The 17402-nt window shown below is 62.1% G+C and carries 16 protein-coding genes; 7 read left to right on the forward strand and 9 right to left on the reverse strand.

Features of this window, described 5'->3' with window-relative positions; translation table 11 throughout:
- The gene (locus NIM87_RS01585) at positions 1 to 279 is read right to left on the reverse strand and encodes a DUF3572 family protein (protein WP_254672875.1); all 279 of its coding nucleotides are present in this window, start codon (positions 277 to 279) and stop codon (positions 1 to 3) included.
- 129 nt (positions 280 to 408) lie between these two features.
- On the opposite strand from NIM87_RS01585, the gene NIM87_RS01590 reads away from it, so the two are divergent.
- Both NIM87_RS01590 and NIM87_RS01595 read left to right on the forward strand, forming a co-directional pair.
- Complete coding sequence (locus NIM87_RS01590; RefSeq protein WP_254672876.1) at positions 409 to 780, forward strand: response regulator; 372 nt, start codon at positions 409 to 411, stop codon at positions 778 to 780.
- Positions 781 to 916: 136 nt separating this feature from the next.
- A complete protein-coding gene (locus NIM87_RS01595) occupies positions 917 to 2287 on the forward strand; it encodes a PleD family two-component system response regulator (protein ID WP_254672877.1) in 1371 nt (456 codons plus the stop codon).
- A 460-nt stretch (positions 2288 to 2747) separates the two neighbouring features.
- Here NIM87_RS01595 and rpmG read toward each other — a convergent pair whose 3' ends face one another.
- From rpmG to rnr, 3 genes are all read right to left on the reverse strand, one after another.
- Positions 2748 to 2915 carry a 50S ribosomal protein L33 gene (gene rpmG, locus NIM87_RS01600; protein ID WP_254672878.1) on the reverse strand — a complete coding sequence of 56 codons (168 nt, stop codon included), beginning with the start codon at positions 2913 to 2915 and terminating at the stop codon, positions 2748 to 2750.
- A gap of 200 nt (positions 2916 to 3115) precedes the next feature.
- Positions 3116 to 3532, reverse strand: coding sequence for a DUF983 domain-containing protein (locus tag NIM87_RS01605; RefSeq protein WP_254672879.1), 417 nt, complete (start codon positions 3530 to 3532; stop codon positions 3116 to 3118).
- A gap of 3 nt (positions 3533 to 3535) precedes the next feature.
- A complete protein-coding gene (rnr, locus tag NIM87_RS01610; protein ID WP_254672880.1) occupies positions 3536 to 5845 on the reverse strand; it encodes a ribonuclease R in 2310 nt (769 codons plus the stop codon).
- Between the two features lie 159 nt (positions 5846 to 6004).
- On the opposite strand from rnr, the gene plsY reads away from it, so the two are divergent.
- Positions 6005 to 6613: a glycerol-3-phosphate 1-O-acyltransferase PlsY gene (plsY, locus tag NIM87_RS01615; RefSeq protein ID WP_254672881.1), complete on the forward strand. Its 609-nt coding sequence runs from the start codon at positions 6005 to 6007 to the stop codon at positions 6611 to 6613.
- Positions 6613 to 7740, forward strand: a complete 1128-nt coding sequence (dprA, locus tag NIM87_RS01620; protein WP_254672882.1) for a DNA-processing protein DprA — start codon at positions 6613 to 6615, stop codon at positions 7738 to 7740. Before plsY ends, dprA begins: the two co-directional genes overlap by 1 nt.
- A gap of 3 nt (positions 7741 to 7743) precedes the next feature.
- Here the strand turns inward: dprA and murB are convergent, their stop codons facing one another.
- Positions 7744 to 8763 carry a UDP-N-acetylmuramate dehydrogenase gene (murB, locus tag NIM87_RS01625; protein ID WP_254672883.1) on the reverse strand — a complete coding sequence of 340 codons (1020 nt, stop codon included), beginning with the start codon at positions 8761 to 8763 and terminating at the stop codon, positions 7744 to 7746.
- A 129-nt stretch (positions 8764 to 8892) separates the two neighbouring features.
- On the opposite strand from murB, the gene topA reads away from it, so the two are divergent.
- The gene (topA, locus tag NIM87_RS01630) at positions 8893 to 11541 is read left to right on the forward strand and encodes a type I DNA topoisomerase (RefSeq protein ID WP_254672884.1); all 2649 of its coding nucleotides are present in this window, start codon (positions 8893 to 8895) and stop codon (positions 11539 to 11541) included.
- 96 nt (positions 11542 to 11637) lie between these two features.
- Here topA and NIM87_RS01635 read toward each other — a convergent pair whose 3' ends face one another.
- From NIM87_RS01635 to ruvX, 4 genes are all read right to left on the reverse strand, one after another.
- Positions 11638 to 12681 carry a dipeptidase gene (locus NIM87_RS01635; RefSeq protein ID WP_254672885.1) on the reverse strand — a complete coding sequence of 348 codons (1044 nt, stop codon included), beginning with the start codon at positions 12679 to 12681 and terminating at the stop codon, positions 11638 to 11640.
- A complete protein-coding gene (pyrC, locus tag NIM87_RS01640; protein ID WP_254672886.1) occupies positions 12678 to 13976 on the reverse strand; it encodes a dihydroorotase in 1299 nt (432 codons plus the stop codon). The genes NIM87_RS01635 and pyrC overlap by 4 nt, the downstream gene beginning before the upstream one ends.
- Positions 13973 to 14947, reverse strand: a complete 975-nt coding sequence (locus NIM87_RS01645) for an aspartate carbamoyltransferase catalytic subunit (RefSeq protein ID WP_254672887.1) — start codon at positions 14945 to 14947, stop codon at positions 13973 to 13975. Before NIM87_RS01645 ends, pyrC begins: the two co-directional genes overlap by 4 nt.
- Positions 14948 to 15056: 109 nt before the next feature.
- The gene (ruvX, locus tag NIM87_RS01650) at positions 15057 to 15521 is read right to left on the reverse strand and encodes a Holliday junction resolvase RuvX (RefSeq protein ID WP_254672888.1); all 465 of its coding nucleotides are present in this window, start codon (positions 15519 to 15521) and stop codon (positions 15057 to 15059) included.
- A gap of 53 nt (positions 15522 to 15574) precedes the next feature.
- Here ruvX and NIM87_RS01655 point away from each other — a divergent pair, with 53 nt between their 5' ends.
- On the forward strand, positions 15575 to 16831 hold the full coding sequence (locus NIM87_RS01655; RefSeq protein WP_254672889.1) for an FAD-dependent oxidoreductase: 1257 nt from the start codon (positions 15575 to 15577) through the stop codon (positions 16829 to 16831).
- Positions 16828 to 17352, forward strand: a complete 525-nt coding sequence (locus NIM87_RS01660) for a hypothetical protein (RefSeq protein WP_254672890.1) — start codon at positions 16828 to 16830, stop codon at positions 17350 to 17352. Before NIM87_RS01655 ends, NIM87_RS01660 begins: the two co-directional genes overlap by 4 nt.
- Positions 17353 to 17402 lie beyond the last annotated feature (50 nt).

The following is a 17402-nucleotide window of genomic DNA, read 5'->3' on the forward strand; positions in this document are numbered from 1 at the left end:
TCACTCCACTCGGTTCAGCCGATGCCAGACCCGCATGAAGGTTTCCGGCGTCGTGCCGGCATTTGCGCAGAGAGCGAGTAGAATCGCTTCATTTGAGGCAAAATAGTCGATGAGGCCGTGCTGAAGACGCACCGTGCCGACCGAAGCGCGCAGAGATTGTGGGTCCATGCCTGCATGCTGCATGAAGGCCAGCAGTTCCTCAGGGTGTTCCGCAAGGTAGCCCAGGCAGGAATCGGCAAGGGCGGAAACGTCCGGCGCGGTGCGGTCGGAAGCGGGCAAGTGGCGGCCTCATTTGGTGTTTTGTTAGAGTTTCAATGCTAGCCCAGATGGAACGGAAAGCGAAGGTGCGCAGACTGGCGCATCCCAGTTTTCGGGCAGGGCGCCCGCAAGGGGCCCAAGCGAGGTAGAATGCCCAAGAGTGTAATGATCGTGGAAGACAACGAGCTCAACATGAAGCTCTTCAACGATCTGCTGGAATCGCGGGGATATAATGTCATCCAGACCCGTAGTGGAATGGAAGCGCTGGATCTGGCCAGGGCGCATATGCCCGACCTGATCCTGATGGACATTCAACTGCCCGAAGTGTCGGGGCTGGTGGTGACCAAGTGGCTCAAGGATGACGAGCAACTGGCGCATATTCCAGTTGTTGCTGTCACCGCTTTCGCCATGAAGGGGGACGAGGAGCGCATCCTGCAGGGTGGGTGCGAGGGTTATATTTCCAAGCCCATCTCGGTGTCTCACTTTCTGGAAACCATTGCACAATACATTGGGCCTGCCTGAGGGGCGGCGCGTGCGCGCGCCGCTACAGCAGGGCTGACACTGGCGCGTCGTTTGCCAGGAGCCGAAGAGTTTTGTTCGCGTGGTCCGCCGGGGGTGTCGTCCCTGCGCATTGCGCCTGAGTATCCGGGGTAGTGTTGTGACCGCTCGCGTTCTGATCGTCGATGACATTCCAACCAATGTTCGCCTGCTCGAAGCGCGTTTGACCGCGGAATATTACGAGGTAGTGACGGCCAGCTCCGGGGCGCAGGCGCTGGAAATCTGCCAGACCCAGGATGTCGATATCGTCCTGCTCGACGTGATGATGCCGGAAATGGACGGGTTCGAGGTTTGCCGGCGGCTCAAGGCCAATTCCAAGACCCATCATTTGCCCGTGCTGATGATCACGGCGCTGGACCAGACTTCGGACCGGGTGCAGGGACTGGATGCAGGCGCCGACGATTTCCTCAGCAAGCCGGTGGACGACACGCAGCTAATGGCGCGCGTAAAGAGCCTGGTGCGCCTGAAGTCGCTGACCGATGAATTGCGGGCCCGGGCGCTGACGGGGCAGCAGATCGCCATCGAAGACGCGCTGCGGGCGATGGACAGCATTTCGGCCAGTGGCGGTTCAATCCTGATCATTGATACCGACCAACGCCATGCCGAGCGCATCAAGGGCTATTTGAGCGCGGAACACCGGGTCGACATCCTCACCGAGCCGGCCGAGGCCGTGTTCCAGGTGACGGGGGCCAGCTATGAGCTGGCACTGGTGAGCATGGGGCTTGACGGATTCGATCCGCTCCGGGTGTGCTCGCAAATGAGGACCGTGGATCATTCGCGCAATCTGCCAATCATCCTGATGGCGGATGCCGCCGACAAGCCGCGCGTGGTGCGGGCGCTGGACCTTGGCGTCAATGACTTTATCAGCCGGCCGGTGGAGCGCAATGAACTGATGGCGCGGGTACGCACCCAGATTCGCCGACACCGCTATGCCATGGAACTGCGCGAAAGCGTCAACAACACCATGGCGCTGGCGGTTACGGACGAGCTCACCGGGCTCTACAATCGGCGCTATTTCGACCGGCACCTCAATGTGATGCTGAGTAAGGCGCAGGAGCAGGATCGCGACATGGCGCTGATGATCATCGACATGGATCACTTCAAGGCGGTCAATGATAATCATGGCCACGATATCGGCGACGCGGTGCTGCGCGAGTTTTCGGCGCGGCTGAAGCGCAACATCCGGGGCGTGGACCTGGCCTGCCGGTTCGGCGGCGAGGAGTTCGTGGTGCTAATGCCCGACACAGACATCACCCAGGCCGAGGCGGTTGCAGAGCGGGTGCGCCAATCGATGGCCGAGAAGAGCTTTGAGGTTGGAGCCGCCCGACCGTTGTCGGTGACGGTCTCGGTAGGGGTGTCGATCCGGGAGGGTCAGGTCGATACGCCCGAGAGCATGATCAAGCGGGCCGATGTGGCGCTCTATCGGGCCAAGCGCGAAGGTCGGAATCGCGTCATCTTTGACGCCGCCTGAGCGGTTTTGCGTAAAAACCCGGCTATTAGGGTTATTTGTTATAATTAACAAATGGTTGAGCGCGTCGAGTCGCTGGATTCACTTGGCCTTTTTACGGGTTGGGACTAGGGTCCTTTCAGACGGCCTTGGGATATATCCCAATGGTCATCGGGTCCCTACGGCCCATCTCAGGTCCGCCGCAACTCCTGAGTTCCCGTAGGGCGGTTGGTCCGGACGCGGACAGAGTGGCCTCTTCGACATGCCGCTCCGGACCAGCCACTCTCCTCACCTGGGATAGTTCTGCTTAGTCACCTGTGGACGCAGTGACGCCCCATTCCTTATGCATGGGCCTCGGGCCATGAATGAGGAGTGGGGACGGCGAACGTCCGTTCTGCATCTCTGCCTCAAGTGAACGTAAGCCAAAACAAAACCCCCACAATCGCTTGCGGGGGTTTGTTCATTTTAAACAGGAGCAGCCGGATTACTTGATCTTGGCTTCCTTGAATTCAACATGCTTGCGCACGACGGGGTCGTACTTGCGGAAGGAGAGCTTCTCGGTCTGGGTGCGAGCGTTCTTCTTGGCAACGTAGAAAAAGCCGGTATCGGCCGTCGAGACGAGCTTGATCTTGATGGTGGCGGCCTTGGCCATTTCTGTGTCCTTCACAAAGCGAAAGGCGCCGCGAACAGGGCAGCGCCGGAATTTGGCCGCAACCTAAGGATTTGCCGCCGGATGTCAAGTCGATAACAACGCCTTGGCGGAATTGGGTGGTTGCCGCAATTGCGAGCAATTTGGGGGCCAGTCCGCCTGATCCACCGGCCATTCGAGCACAGCTCTCATGGCCCTCGGTCTCAGATCTGTCCACCAGACCGATCTGCCCGTTGGGACGGACCGAAGCCATACATGCGATTGGCCCATTGAAGGCCGACGATTGCGCCCTTGATGGAAGGCAACATGGCCAGAGGCAACACGATGGCCAGCGGAATCATGGTGACCACGTGGGTCATGGGCTGGACGTGATACGCCATTTCCATATGCACCATCAGGAAGATGAGGATATGGCCAACGATGGTGATGGCGATGTAGGGCGGGAAGTCATCGGCGCGATGGTGGCTGAGTTCTTCGCCGCAGACGCCACACTGGTCGGCAGTCTTGAGATAGGCACGGAACATCTTGCCCTGGCCGCAGTGCGGGCAGCGACAGAGCGCGCCGCGCCACACAGCGCTGGCTTTGCTGCGGTCTTCGAGTGCCCGGGTCTGATTGGTCATCAGTTACCTCTTTCTCCGGCCCGAACCTTTTGAAGTCCTGGGGCCGAAACTCTTAGGTGGACCCTTCCTCAGCCGTTTGCCAGATGGCGGATTGCCGCGCTTGCCCTCGGAGAGTAGTTCGAAGCGTAACGCGCCGGCAACGGGTGCGGCTTCGAGGAGGCGCACTTCCACGCGGTCGCCCAAAGTGAAGGTTTCACCGGTCCGCTCCCCAATCATGGCCTGGCGCTCTTCGACAAAGCGATAATAGTCCTGCCCCAGGGTCGAGGCCGGGATGAAGCCGTCAGCGCCGGTTTCAAGCAGTCGGATGAAGAGGCCCGAACGGGTGATGCCCGAAACGCGGCCCATGAAGCGAGCGCCGATGCGCTCGGCCAGGAATTGGGCCAACAGTCGATCAGAGGTCTCGCGTTCGGCCAGCATGGCGCGGCGCTCGGTGGCCGAAATGTGCTGAGCGATGCCGGGGAGCTTCAGGGCCTCCTGGTCGGACAGACCATCGTCGCCAAGGCCGAGCGCGCGAACAAGCGCCCGGTGGACAATGAGGTCGGCGTAGCGGCGGATGGGCGAGGTGAAATGGGCGTAGCGGTCAAGGTTGAGACCGAAGTGGCCATAGTTGTCGGCGGAATATTCGGCCTGCGCCTGGCTGCGCAGCACCATTTCGCTGACTTGCTCGATATTGCCCGCCTTGCGCGCCTGGCCAAGAATGCCGTTGAAATCGGACGCGCGGACGCTGTCAGATTTCTTTACGGCAATGTCGAGGCTGCCGAGGAATTCTCGCAAGGACTGGAGCTTTTCGGACGATGGTTCGTCGTGGACGCGGTAGAGTAGCTCGCTGCGCTTCTGCTCAAGGGTTTCGGCGGCCGCCACATTGGCGGCAATCATCATTTCCTCGATCAATCTGTGGGCGTCGAGGCGTTCAGGAATATGGATATCCCTGACCAGCCCGTTGTCGTCGAGGAGGATCTTGCGTTCGGGCAGGTCGAGATCGAGCGGGCCACGTTGATCGCGTGCACTGGCCATGGCTTCATAGGCATCCCAGAGAGGCCTCAGGATGGGTTCGAGCAGCGGGCCGGTCTGGTCGTCGGGATTGCCGTCAATGGCGGCCTGAGCCTGCTGATAAGAGAGTTTGGCGGCGGAGCGCATGAGAATGCGGTGGAAGCTGTGGCTCTTTTTGCGGCCATCGGCACCCAGGACCATGCGCACGGCGAGGGCAGCGCGGGGCACGCCTTCTTTCAATGAGCACAATTCGTTGGAAATGCGCTCGGGCAGCATGGGAACCACGCGGTCGGGAAAATAGACTGAATTGCCCCGAATATAGGCCTCGCGGTCAAGCGCGGTACCTGGGCGCACGTAGGCGGCCACGTCGGCGATGGCGACGGTAACGACATGGCCGCCCTTGTTGGCCATGTCATCGTCGGGCGCGGCATGGACAGCGTCGTCATGATCCTTGGCGTCGGCAGGGTCGATGGTGATAAGCGGCAGATCGCGCCAGTCCTCGCGACCCTTGAGCGTGGCTTCCTTGGCCTCTTCGGCTTCGCGAATGACACTGGCCGGGAAGACATGGGGGATTTCGAGATTGTGGATGGCGATCAGCGAGATCGCGCCTTCGGAGTGCGGATTGCCGATGACCGCGGTGACGCGGGCCTGCGGGATCATCAGGCGGCCGGCGAACTTGACCTCAACTTCAACGAGGTCGCCGTCGTCGGCGGTGCCGAGATCGCCAAGGGCGATGCGCATTTCCTTCTGCTTGCGGTCGACAGGGATAAGCCGAGCGCCTTCCTCGTCGCGACGGACGATGCCGATCTGGGCGCGACGGGGCTTGTCGAGCACCTTCATGGGTCGCGCCGTGTAGTCGGGGATGACGTCTTCGCCGGCATCAATGCGCGCAAGGATGCGGTCGCCGGGGGCAGGAACGACACGAGCATGGGGGCCAGTCAGCACGCGAACGCGCGGGATTTCGCCTTCCTCCGGGTTCCACTGGGCCGGAAAGGCATGCAGGCTTTCGGGGTCGGCGTCGCTCGGAATATCAAGCACGGTGACATGGGGCAGGGCGGCCGTGCGGCGCAGCGCCTTGCGGGTGCGGGTGATGACCCCGTCGCCTTCAAGCTGGGCCAGCATGGCCTTAAACGGCCTCCGCAAATCGCCGCGGATGCCAAAGACCTTGGCCAGATCGCGCTTGCCCTTGATGTCATCCTGCTGGGCCAGGGCCTCAAGCAATTGCTCGCGCGAGGGGAGCCGGTCGGCGACCGGCTGGCGCGGACGCTTGGGACCCGAGGTGTTTTTCGGCTTTTGGGATTTGGGTGCTGGGGACTTGGCCATGAATATTCTATTCTGAAAACTGCCCCTATGTAGGGGATTGGTCCGGTTTTGCCAAACGCGAGCGGCGATTGCGCGGTGCGGAAATCGGCGCACCCTCTTGTGACATCGCCCACCGAGGGGCTAGACCTTGGCGCAACGCCACAAGGAGGGGTTGCGTTCATGCCTGCCGACATTTTGCCACTGATCTTTGCGCTGGTGCTGGGTTATCTCTCGGGCTCCATTCCCTTCGGGCTGATCCTGACCCGGGCGGCCGGGCTGGGTGATATCCGCACCATCGGCTCGGGCAATATCGGGGCGACCAATGTTTTGCGCACCGGCAACCGGCCTGTCGCAGCCGCAACGCTGGTGCTTGATGCGCTCAAGGCGGTGCTGCCGATTCTGGTTGCGCGGTACTTCTGGGGGGAAGACGCCGCGCGGGTTGCAGCGCTTGGCGCGTTTCTGGGGCACTGCTTTCCGGTGTGGCTCGGCTTCAAGGGCGGCAAGGGCGTTGCAGTGATGATTGGTTCGACCCTGGCGCTCAGCTGGCCGGTGGGCCTGATCTTTTGTGCCGTGTGGTTGCTGATCGCCTTTTCGCGCAAAATGTCTTCGCTGGCGGCGCTGACCGCTGCGGCCACGGCGCCAATTTTTGCCTATGTGTTCTCCGGGGAGCGGTTGGCGCTGGTGGTGGCAGGGCTTTCGCTCCTTCTGTTCTTCCAGCATCGCGAAAATCTTGGGCGATTGCTCAAGGGCACCGAACCGACCATCGGCGGCAGCAAGAAAGAAAGCTGATGCAGAGGGCCGGGGTGACCAAGGTGCTCACGCCGGCCCAACGCACTGCCTGGTTGCGGCTGATCCGCACCGAGAACGTCGGCCCTGTCACCTTTCGCCAGTTGCTCAATCGCTTCGGTTCGGCAGAAGCGGCCCTTGAGGCGCTGCCAGAGCTGAGCCGCAAGGCGGGGCGGGCGATGCTGCCGATCAGCCAATCGCGCGCCGAAGATGAAATTGCGGGCCTGGCGCGCTATGGGGCGCGGCTGGTGGCACAATGCGATCCCGACTATCCGCGGCATCTTCAGCATATCTCGGGCGCGCCGCCGCTGTTGACCATGGCCGGGGGTGAGCGTCTCGACTGGCAACGCACGGTTGGCATTGTGGGCGCCCGCAATGCCTCCTCGGCGGGGGTTAAGATGACCAGGCTGCTGGCGGCTGACCTTGGCGAGCGCGGTTATACGGTCGTATCGGGACTGGCGCGGGGCATCGATGCCGCGGCGCACCGGGCCAGTATCGACACAGGCACAATTGCCGTGCTGGCCGGGGGTTTTGACCGCATTTATCCAGACGGAAACATTCCGCTGGCCCATGACATTCTCGACAATGGTGGAGCGCTGTTGACAGAAATGCCGCTTGGCTGGGAACCGCGAGCGCGGGATTTTCCGAGGCGTAACCGGCTGGTTTCGGGTTTGTCGCTGGGCATCGTGGTTGTCGAAGCGGCCAAGCGCAGCGGATCGCTGATCACGGCGCGACTGGCGCTGGAGCAGAACCGGGACGTCTTTGCCGTGCCCGGCTCGCCGCTCGATCCGCGAGCCGAGGGCGGCAATCTGCTTATCCAGCAGGGCGCGCGGTTGGTGACCAATGCTGAGGACATTGTCGAGGTGCTGGGCAGTGCGGATCCGGCGCGGCAGGCTCTGTTCGACCCCGAATGGCAGCCTGGCGAGGTCGGGAGCGGCGATGCCGAGCCAGCAGCGGATGACCGCGGGCGGCTCACTGAAGCGCTCAGTTCGACGCCGGTGGAGGTGGACGAGTTGATTGCCCAAACCGGCATAGTGCCTGGTGTGATGCAGGTATTGTTGCTCGAACTCGATATTAGCGGGCAGATCGAATGGTCGAGCGGGCAATTGGTGGCACTGCGGCACCAATAGGAATTACAGAAAGATGGGCTCTTCGTGGAGGTTCACGCCGAAGCGGTGGTGAACCGTGCGCTTGACGTGGGCGGCGAGCGCCGCGACATCTGCCTGAGTAGCGCCACCGTGGTTGACGACGACCAGGGCGTGGCGCTCAGACATTCCCACGGGCCCCATGCGGAAGCCCTTCAACCCGCTCTTTTCAATCAGCCAGCCGGCGGAGAGTTTGGTCAGACCTTCGGCCTGCGGATAATTGGGAGCTTGAGTGAACTCGTCCAGAACGGGCGCTGCGGCATCGAGTGAAACGATGGGATTTTGGAAGAACGAGCCGGCGTTGGGATGGACCCGCCAGTCCGGCAGCTTGCTTGTGCGCAGGGCGATAACGCGATCCATCACAAGGCGCGGCGAGAGGTCGGCGGCGTCCGATAGGTCGGTCAGACCGGCAAAGCGCAAGTTGGGTTGCCAGCGCCGGGGCAGGGCAAGGCGGATGGCCAGGACCACATAGCGGTTCGGCTCCCGCTTGAAGAGGCTGTCGCGATACGCAAAGGCGCAGGCGGCGCGGTCAAAGGTCAAAGTGTCGCCGGTTGTCCGGTCGTAGGCGGTCAGCGAATGGAAGAAATCGGCCAGTTCCGCGCCGTAAGCGCCGATGTTCTGTACGGGGGCCGCGCCGGCCGTGCCTGGAATGAGAGCCAGATTTTCGAGCCCGCCAAAACCCTGGTCAACTGACCAGGCGACGAAGTTGTGCCAGGGCTCGCCCGCGTCAGCTTCGATCAGGACGTGCTCGGCGGTTTCCTCGATCACGCGATGGCCGAACTGCGAGAGGATGGCGGTGATACCATCAAAATATTCGGCGAGCACCACATTGCTGCCGCCGCCGAGGATGCGAATGGGCAGGTTCTCCCGCGCCGCATGGTCGAACAATGCGGGCAAAAGGGCGGCATTATCGATCAGCAGGCCAAAGCGCGAGCGAGCCCGCAAGGCCAGCGTATTGCGGGCCGAAAGGTCAAAATCGGGAATCAGCAAGGTGGTGAAATCGGTCATGTTGACGCCTAGACATCATTGTTGGGGCGGGTTCGGCAAGTCCATGCTTCGCCTCCCCCCGTTGACACCGGCATTGCGCTTCACCATGTTGCGCGCTCTTTCAGGTACATTTGCGGAACGGAATCCGGCATGAAGGTCGTCGTCGTTGAAAGTCCGGCTAAAGCCAAGACAATCAACAAATATCTGGGCAAGGACTATGAGGTCCTGGCCAGCTTCGGCCATATCCGCGACCTTCCGGCAAAGGATGGTTCGGTCCGTCCTGATGACGATTTTGCCATGTCCTGGGAAGTTGATACGGCAGCAAAAAAGCGCATTGCGGACATTGCTTCGGCCCTCAAGGGCGCTGACGGTCTGATCCTGGCCACCGACCCGGATCGCGAAGGTGAAGCGATTTCCTGGCACATTCTGGATGTGTTGCGCACCAAGAAGGCGCTGAAAAAGGACGTGCCGGTTCAGCGTGTGGTGTTCAACGCCATCACCAAGGACGCGGTGACGACGGCGATGGCCAATCCGCGTGATATCGACATGCCGCTGGTCGATGCCTATCTGGCGCGCCGGGCCCTCGATTATCTCGTGGGCTTTACGCTCTCGCCCATTCTCTGGCGCAAATTGCCCGGTTCTCGGTCTGCCGGTCGCGTGCAGTCGGTGACGTTGCGGCTGGTTTCGGATCGCGAGAGCGAGATCGAAAAATTCAAAGCGGACGAATACTGGTCAGTCGAGGCGCAACTGGCGCATGCCGGAAAGAGCTTCCTGGCGCGGCTCCTGGCCGTCGATGGCAAGAAGACCGACAAGCTCGATATCAAGACCGGCGAAAACGCTGCTGAACTGAAGAAGTTGATCGAGGCTGGTCAGTTCAACGTTTCCAACGTCGAAAAGAAGCCCACCAAGCGCAATCCTTATGCGCCGTTCACGACATCGAGCCTGCAGCAGGATGCGTCGTCGCGCCTTGGCCTGTCGCCCAACCGGACCATGCAGATCGCCCAGCGCCTCTATGAGGACGGGTTGATCACCTATATGCGAACCGACGCCGTGCAGATGGCGCCGGAGGGCATTTCCATGGCCCGCTCGGTGATCGGCAAATATTTCGGCGAGGAATTCCTGCCGGAAAAGGCGCGCATCTACCAGAGCAAGGCCAAGAACGCGCAGGAAGCGCACGAGGCGATCCGACCGACCGACATGTTCAAGCGGCCAGAGCAGTTGAGCCTGGATGCCGACCAGGCCAAACTTTATGGCCTGATCTGGCGCCGCACGCTGGCCAGCCAGATGAAATCGGCCGAGATTGATCGCACGAGTGTGGACATTGCCGTCAATGTGCCGGGTCGTGCCGTCACCTTGCGCGCGACGGGGTCGGTGGTGACATTCCCCGGGTTCCTCAAGCTTTACGGTGTCGAGGCCAAATCTGACGAGGACACCGAAGACGAGGACGAACGCGAGTTGCCACCGCTCAAGGTTGGCGACAAGCCGGACCTCAAAGCGGTTGAAATCGAGCAGCATTTCACCCAGCCGCCGGCGCGATATACCGAAGCCAGCCTGATCAAGAAGATGGAAGAAATCGGCATCGGCCGGCCTTCTACCTATGCTGCGACGCTGTCGACGCTCAAGGACCGCGACTATGTTCGGCTTGAGGGCAAAGCGCTGCATCCCGAAGATCGCGGGCGCATCGTGACTTCGTTCCTGCAGAGCTTTTTCACGCGCTATGTGGAGTACGGTTTCACGGCGGGCCTGGAAGAACAGCTTGACCAAGTTTCCGCCGGTGAACTCGACTACAAGGTGCTGCTGCGCGATTTCTGGAAGGATTTCACCGCGGCCACCGATGAGATCAAGGATCTGCGTGTTTCCGAGGTTCTCGATGCGCTGAATGATCTGCTCGAGGATCACATTTTCCCTGTGAAGGAAGATGGTGGCGACCGTCGTCGATGCCCCACCTGCGGCACGGGTACGCTCTCGCTCAAACTGGGCAAGTTCGGCGCGTTTATTGGTTGTTCGAATTATCCCGAATGCAAACATACGATGCAGCTCTCGGATGCGGCCTCTGGCCAGTCATCGGAAGCGGCGGCTGGCGACGGCGTGCTCGGCACCGACCCCGCCAGCGGCGAGGAAGTGCATCTGAAGACGGGCCGGTTCGGGCCTTATGTGCAGTTGGGTGACGGCAAGGAGCCCAAGCGCTCGTCGCTGCCCAAGGGATGGGAAGCTTCCAGCCTGACGCTGGAAAAGGCCCTGCAATTGCTTTCTTTGCCACGCGAAGTGGGATTGCACCCAGAGACCGGCGCGATGATTTCGGCGGGCCTTGGGCGCTATGGGCCATTCCTGCTGCATGACGGCAAATACGCCAATCTGCCCGATGTCGAAGAGGTCTTTACCGTTGGTCTTAACCGGGCCGTGGACCTGATTGCCCAGAAAGCCGCCAATGGTGGCCGGGGCGGGCGGGGCGCTGCCGTTGCCGCGATCCAGACGTTCGAGCATGATGGCGGGCCGATTACCGTGCGCGCCGGCCGCTATGGGCCCTATGTCAATCAGGGCAAGATCAACGCAACGCTGCCCAAGGATTTGAAGCCTGAAGACGTAACGCTTGAGCAGGCGATTGCCTTGATTGCTGCCCGTGCCGAGGCGACGGGTGGCAAGAAGAAGGCGCCGGCGAAAAAGGCCGCAGCAAAGAAGCCCGCTGCGAAGAAGGCACCCGCCAAGACGACTGCAGCCAAGACGACTGCAGCCAAGGCGACTGCGGCCAAGAAGCCGGCGGCTAAGAAGGTGGCCAAGTCGGAAGACGTGCCGTTCTAGGGGGATTCCCCCGCAATCCCTGTTTGAGGGGCACTCCCACCTGGCCTCCCCCTGATTGGGGGGAGGGACTGCATCGCGTTTGACGCGGTAGCGGTGCTAGCCGATGGTGCGTTCCACGAGATCAAGCCAGTTCTCCAGGGCGATCTTGCGGACTAGGGGCTCGCCATAGCCCTTGTCGAGCATCGCCTGGAGCAATTTTGGGACGCCGGTAACGTCGCCAATGTCGGCAGGCATCATGGCGCCGTCGAAATCGCTGCCCAGTGCGACGCCGTCTTCGCCCAAGGTTTCAAGCAGGGCGTCGACATGGCGGATCATCAGATCGATGGGGGTGTTGGCGTCAAAACGTCCGTCGGGGCGGAGGAACCCCGTTGCGTAATTGAGCCCTACGACGCCGCCAGAGTCGCGGATTGCCGCCAGCTGCCAATCCACGAGGTTGCGTGCGTGCGGGCAGATGGCGTGGACATTGGAATGGGTGGCGACCAGAGGCTTGGTGGAAATCGCCGCCACGTCGCGGAAACCAGCGGCATTGAGATGGCTCAGGTCTATCATGACGCCGCGCTGGTCGCAGAGGCGCACGAGTTCCTTGCCAGCGTCGGAAAGGCCGGGGCCGATATCGGGATCAGCATTGTGCCTGAAGGGCACACCGGTGCCGAAGGCGTTGGCGCGGCTCCAGGTGATGCCGATGGAGCGCAGGCCCGCGGCGTAAAGCACTTCAAAAGAGTTGAAATCGGTATCGATGGCTTCGGCGCCTTCGATATGGAAAATGGCGGCGAGCCTGTCGCCGGCCATGGCCGCGCGGATGTCGCTACCCGAGCGGCAGATGGCGAGGGCATTTGCGCGTTCGAGCTGAAGCAGCAGGGCTGCCATGCCGTGCGTGGTGCGCAAAGCCTCGGCAATGTCGAGGTCCGGCGGCAGGTTGCCATCGCCCAAAGGGCTCGCGGCGACGGCAGCCAGCTTGGTCTTCACCGGGGGCGGGAACATGGCAAAGAAACCGCCAGCCATCCCGGACGAGCGGGCGCGAGGGAGGTCTATATGACCCTCCTGGGTGCCATCAATAAACATGGCAAGCTTGTCACGGCGGTCGTGGTCGAGGAGGCGCAGCAGGGTGTCGTTGTGACCATCGAAGAAGGGAATGGTCACTCCTGAACCTCGTTCATGAATACGGTCTTGCCGCCTACGAGGGTGCGCATGACCTTGCCCTGCATGCGGGCGTTCTCGAAGCTGGTGTTGCGCGAGCGGGAGCGGAAATTCTTCTCGGTGACCTGCCAGGGGTAGTCGAGATCGACCAGGATCAGGTCGGCAGGCGCACCGCGCGCGATGCGACCCGTGTCGAGGCCGAGGATTTCGGCGGGTCGCGCGGTCATGGCGCGCAGAATGGTCATCACGTTCAGATCACCCGAATGGACCAGGCGCAAGGCGGCCGAAAGCAGCGTTTCAAGGCCGATGGCACCGTTGGAAGCCTCGGCAAAGGGCTGGCGCTTGACCTCCGAATCCTGCGGGTCATGGTCGGAATGGATGGTGTCGATGGCGCCTGAGCGAAGGCCCTCGATCATCGCTTGCCGGTCATCCTCGCTGCGCAACGGTGGATTGAGCTTGAAGTAGGTGCGGTAGCGCCCGATGTCGTTTTCGTTGAGGCAGAGATTGTTGATCGAGAGGCCTGCGGTAACCTTGGTGTTACCTGACTTGGCCGCTTCGAGAAGAGTGACAGAGCCGGCGGTGGAGAGCTGTGCGGCGTGGTAGCGGACTTTGGTCAGTGCAGCCAATTGCAGGTCGCGGGCCAGCGGAATGGTTTCGGCCTCGCGGGGCATGCCTTTCAAGCCAAGAACGGTGGCAAAAAGGCCCTCGGTCATGACTCCATCGCCAACCAGCTCGGCGTCGAACACGTGATGAACGAAAGGCATATCGAAATTGGCGGCATAGCCCATGGCGCTACGGAGGAGGGCGCTCGACTGGATCGATTGGGCGCCATCGGTGAGGCAGACGGCCCCGGCTTCCTTGAGAAGGCCGAATTCGGTGATGTCCTTGCCGAGGAGGCCCTTGGTGATGGCGGCCGCAGGCAGGATGCGAGCCAGAGACTGTGCCTCCGCGCGGCGGATCAGGAAATCGACCAGGGCACCATCGTCCACTGTCGGGGTGGTGTCGGGCATCATGACGAAACTGGTGATGCCACCGGCCACGGCGGCTGCGCCAGCGGAGGCGAGGGTCTCGCGATATTCCTTGCCAGGTTCGCCGACAAAAACGCGCATGTCGATAAGGCCTGGGGCCAATAGCTGACCGCCGGCGTTGATGACTTCTGCCCCATCTGGGACGCCTGCCGGGCCACCAATGGCGAGATCGGTGATCAGGCCATTTTCAATAAGGACGGCGCCGAGCTGGTCGGTATTGGAGGCGGGGTCGACAATGCGGGCGTTATCGATGATCAGAGGGCTGGTCATGCTTGGTTCCTCGCCGGAAGCAGGGCATCGAGAACAGCCATGCGGACGGCCACGCCCATTTCCACCTGGTCGGTGATGACGCTGCGTTCGCTGTCGGCAATAGCGGGGTCGATTTCGACGCCGCGGTTCATCGGGCCAGGGTGCATGACGATGGCGTCGGGCTTGGCCCAGCCGAGCTTTTGCGCGTCGAGGCCGTAGAAGCGATAATATTCGCGCACCGATGGGATCATCTTGCCGCTGGCGCGCTCGTGCTGAAGGCGCAGCATCATCACCACATCGGCGCCCTTGAGGCCTTCTTCCATGTCGGTGAACACCTCGGTGGCGAGATTCTCGATGCCGGCGGGCAGCAGAGTGCGTGGGGCAATGACGCGCGTGCGGACATTGAGAGCGCCGAGGAGCAGCAAGTTGGAGCGGGCGACGCGGGAATTGGCAATGTCGCCGCAGATGGCGACGGTCAGCCCAGCAAGCATGCCCTTGTGGTTACGGATGGTCAGCGCATCGAGGAGGGCCTGGGTGGGGTGCTCATGGGCGCCGTCACCGGCATTGACCACCGAGCAGCCCACCTTCTGGCTGAGCAGTTCGACCGCACCTGCAGCACCGTGGCGGACCACCAGCACATCGGGGCGCATGGCGTTGAGCGTGGCGGCGGTATCGACCAGGGTTTCGCCCTTGGAGACCGAGGAGGTCTTGACCGACATATTGACCACCAGCGCGCCGAGCCGCTTGCCCGCAATTTCGAAGGACGATTGCGTGCGGGTGGAAGGCTCGAAGAAGAGATTGATCTGGGTCTTGCCGGCCAGGGTCGGGTGAGATTTCCGCTCCTGCCGGGAAATATCGATCATCCGTTCGGCGCGATCGAGCAGGTCGATGATTTCATGCTGCTTGAGATCAGCAATGGAAATCAGGTGACGCTGTCGGAACGGGGGGAAGTCACCGGAAGACCCGGCGGCGCTGGAGCTGTGCTGCGGCATGTCGCATCCCTTGCGATTTGCTGCGGTCTAGCCGAGTGAAGTGGTCGGGGCAAGGTGCCCCGTCCGGTTTCGCGCATTTATCCGCGTCGAGGCAGGTCGCGTTTGAAGGCTAGCGATTGCGCAGGCGGTCGAGGGCGCCTTGCAAAATGTAGCTGGCGGCCAGCTTGTCGACGACCTCGGCACGCCGGTCGCGGCGCAGGTCGGCCTCGATCATCATCCGGGTAACCGCGGAGGTCGACAGGCGCTCGTCCCAGAAGGCGATGGGCAAGTTGACCTTGGGGGCGAGGCTGCGGGCGAAAGCGCGGGTGGACTGCACGCGCGGGCCTTCGGAGCCATCCATGTTGAGGGGCAGGCCGAGGAGTATTGCGACCACCTGGTTCTCGGCGATCAGCTGAATGATGCGCTCGGCATCCTGGGTGAATTTGGTACGCTTGATGGTTTCGAGCGGGCTGGCCGAATAGCGCATGCCATCGGATATGGCGATGCCAATGGTCTTGGTGCCCAGATCCAGCCCGAGAATCTTGCCCCGGTCAGGGATGCTGGCAAGCGGGTCTTCGGGGAGGTCGGTTGGCATGGGCAGGTCCGGGGTGTAGCTGTTGCTCGTCTCAATAGGCGCAGGAGTCATCGATGTCGAGCAAAGGGCAGCAGGCTGCGCATGTCGCGATCATCGGGGCCGGGCCGGCGGGGGCGCTGACGGCGTGGCTGCTGGTGCGCATGGGGATCAAGGTAACCCTCGTTGAGCGGCATAGCGATTTTGCTCGCGAATTCCGGGGTGAGGGCATGACGCCGGGCGGCATGGCGGCCATTCGCGAGGCAGGGCTCTGGGATGCGTTTCTGGCTTTGCCGTCCGAGCCGATCCGCACCATGCAGCTTTTTGCCCGCGGACGGCGCTTTCTGCGCATCGACATGGAGACAATCCTGCCAGAGGGCGTCGATTTCATTCGCCTGTTGGCGCAACCGCATTTGCTTGAGATGCTTGCCGCGAAATGCGCGACCTTTTCCAATTTCACCTTGTTGCGCGGCACAGTCGTTCGCGACCTGGTGATCGGGGATGGACGGGTAGGCGGGCTGCACTTGGGTGGCGAGGGCGGCGAGCGCAGCCTGGCCTGCGACTATGTCATCGCTGCCGATGGGCGCTATTCGCTGGCCCGCAAGCGGCTGAGGATCGAGCTCGAGGGCAATCGGCAGGAGTTCGACGTGGTCTGGTGCCGCGTGCCGCGCAGCGATCCGGTCTTGCCGGGGGAAGCCTATGGGTTCCTGCTGGATGATTTCTTCGGGCTCGCCTTTCCGGCAGAGAATGACCATGTCCAGATTGGACGGATTATCGCCAAGGGCAGTTATCGAGCGTTCCGGGGTGACGACGCGGAGGACTGGAAGGACCATCTGGCAAGTGTATTGCCGCCGCCGCTCGCCAAGGCCTTCGCCACCGGGCGCGATGCGGCAAGCGATCCGACGCTACTCGATGTGGTCTGTGGAATGGCGCCGAAATGGTCGGTTCCGGGGCTGGTTTTGATGGGTGATGCGGCTCATGCGATGTCCCCGGTGGGGGCGCAGGGCATCAATATCGCGTTGCGCGACGCAGTCGTGCTGGCCAATCACCTCGGGCCGCTGCTTTTGGAGCATGCGGATGGTGCGGCACTCGATGCTGCTGCCGTGGACTTCGAGGCCGAGCGTCGCCGCGAAGTGGAAAAAATTCAGTCCGAGCAGAATCAGTCGGGCGCGCAACTGCTGCGGATGCAGCGCATGGCGCCGTTTATCCGTCTGGTCCCGAGCGGACTGATCGGCTTGGCGGGACGGTGGATGCTCAACCGGCCCTCGACGAGACGCTTCATAGAAGGGGCCAGCGAAATCCATCTGATGTTCAAGCCAAGAGATCCTGCATGAAGATGACCTGGTTCGAGAATACAGCCCTGCGAGTTCACATCGGCGGGCAGATCTTGGTGATCGACGCCGACGCGGCTGCCGAGGGAGTGGATCGCAATGAATTGGTGAGTGGAGCGGACTATGTCGTGTCCCTGGCTGGCAAACTCCCGCTTGCCGATGGCCGGACATGGCGCCCGCGATCTGCGCAACGGCTCCTCGATGCCGGCGACACGGGCAGGGCTGCCGATATCTGGTCACTGGGTGCGGGCGCGCTGTTGATTGATGCTGATGACGACATGCCGTTGCTGGTGCTCGGTGGTGCAGTGCCGGCTCTGGGCCGGTGGGTCGAGCGGGCCGTGGTGGTGCTGGCCGGGCCGGACCTGGCGGCGCGGGCCGAGGGGCTGGTCGGGGAGGCTTTGCCGCGGTTGATCGGCCTTGCGGGAAACGAGAGTGAGATCGACGCAGCGCTTGCGATTGTAAGGGATAAGCTCGATGGCACGGGGCTCGTCGCGCTGGAGCCGGGCCTGGCCGTGGAAGTCTGATCCGCCGCATAAGGCATTTTCATTGTCATTTGCTGCGGGGCATTGCTAAT

The sequence above is a fragment of the Devosia ureilytica genome (genome assembly GCF_024273195.1).
In the GTDB taxonomy this organism is placed as follows: domain Bacteria; phylum Pseudomonadota; class Alphaproteobacteria; order Rhizobiales; family Devosiaceae; genus Devosia; species Devosia ureilytica.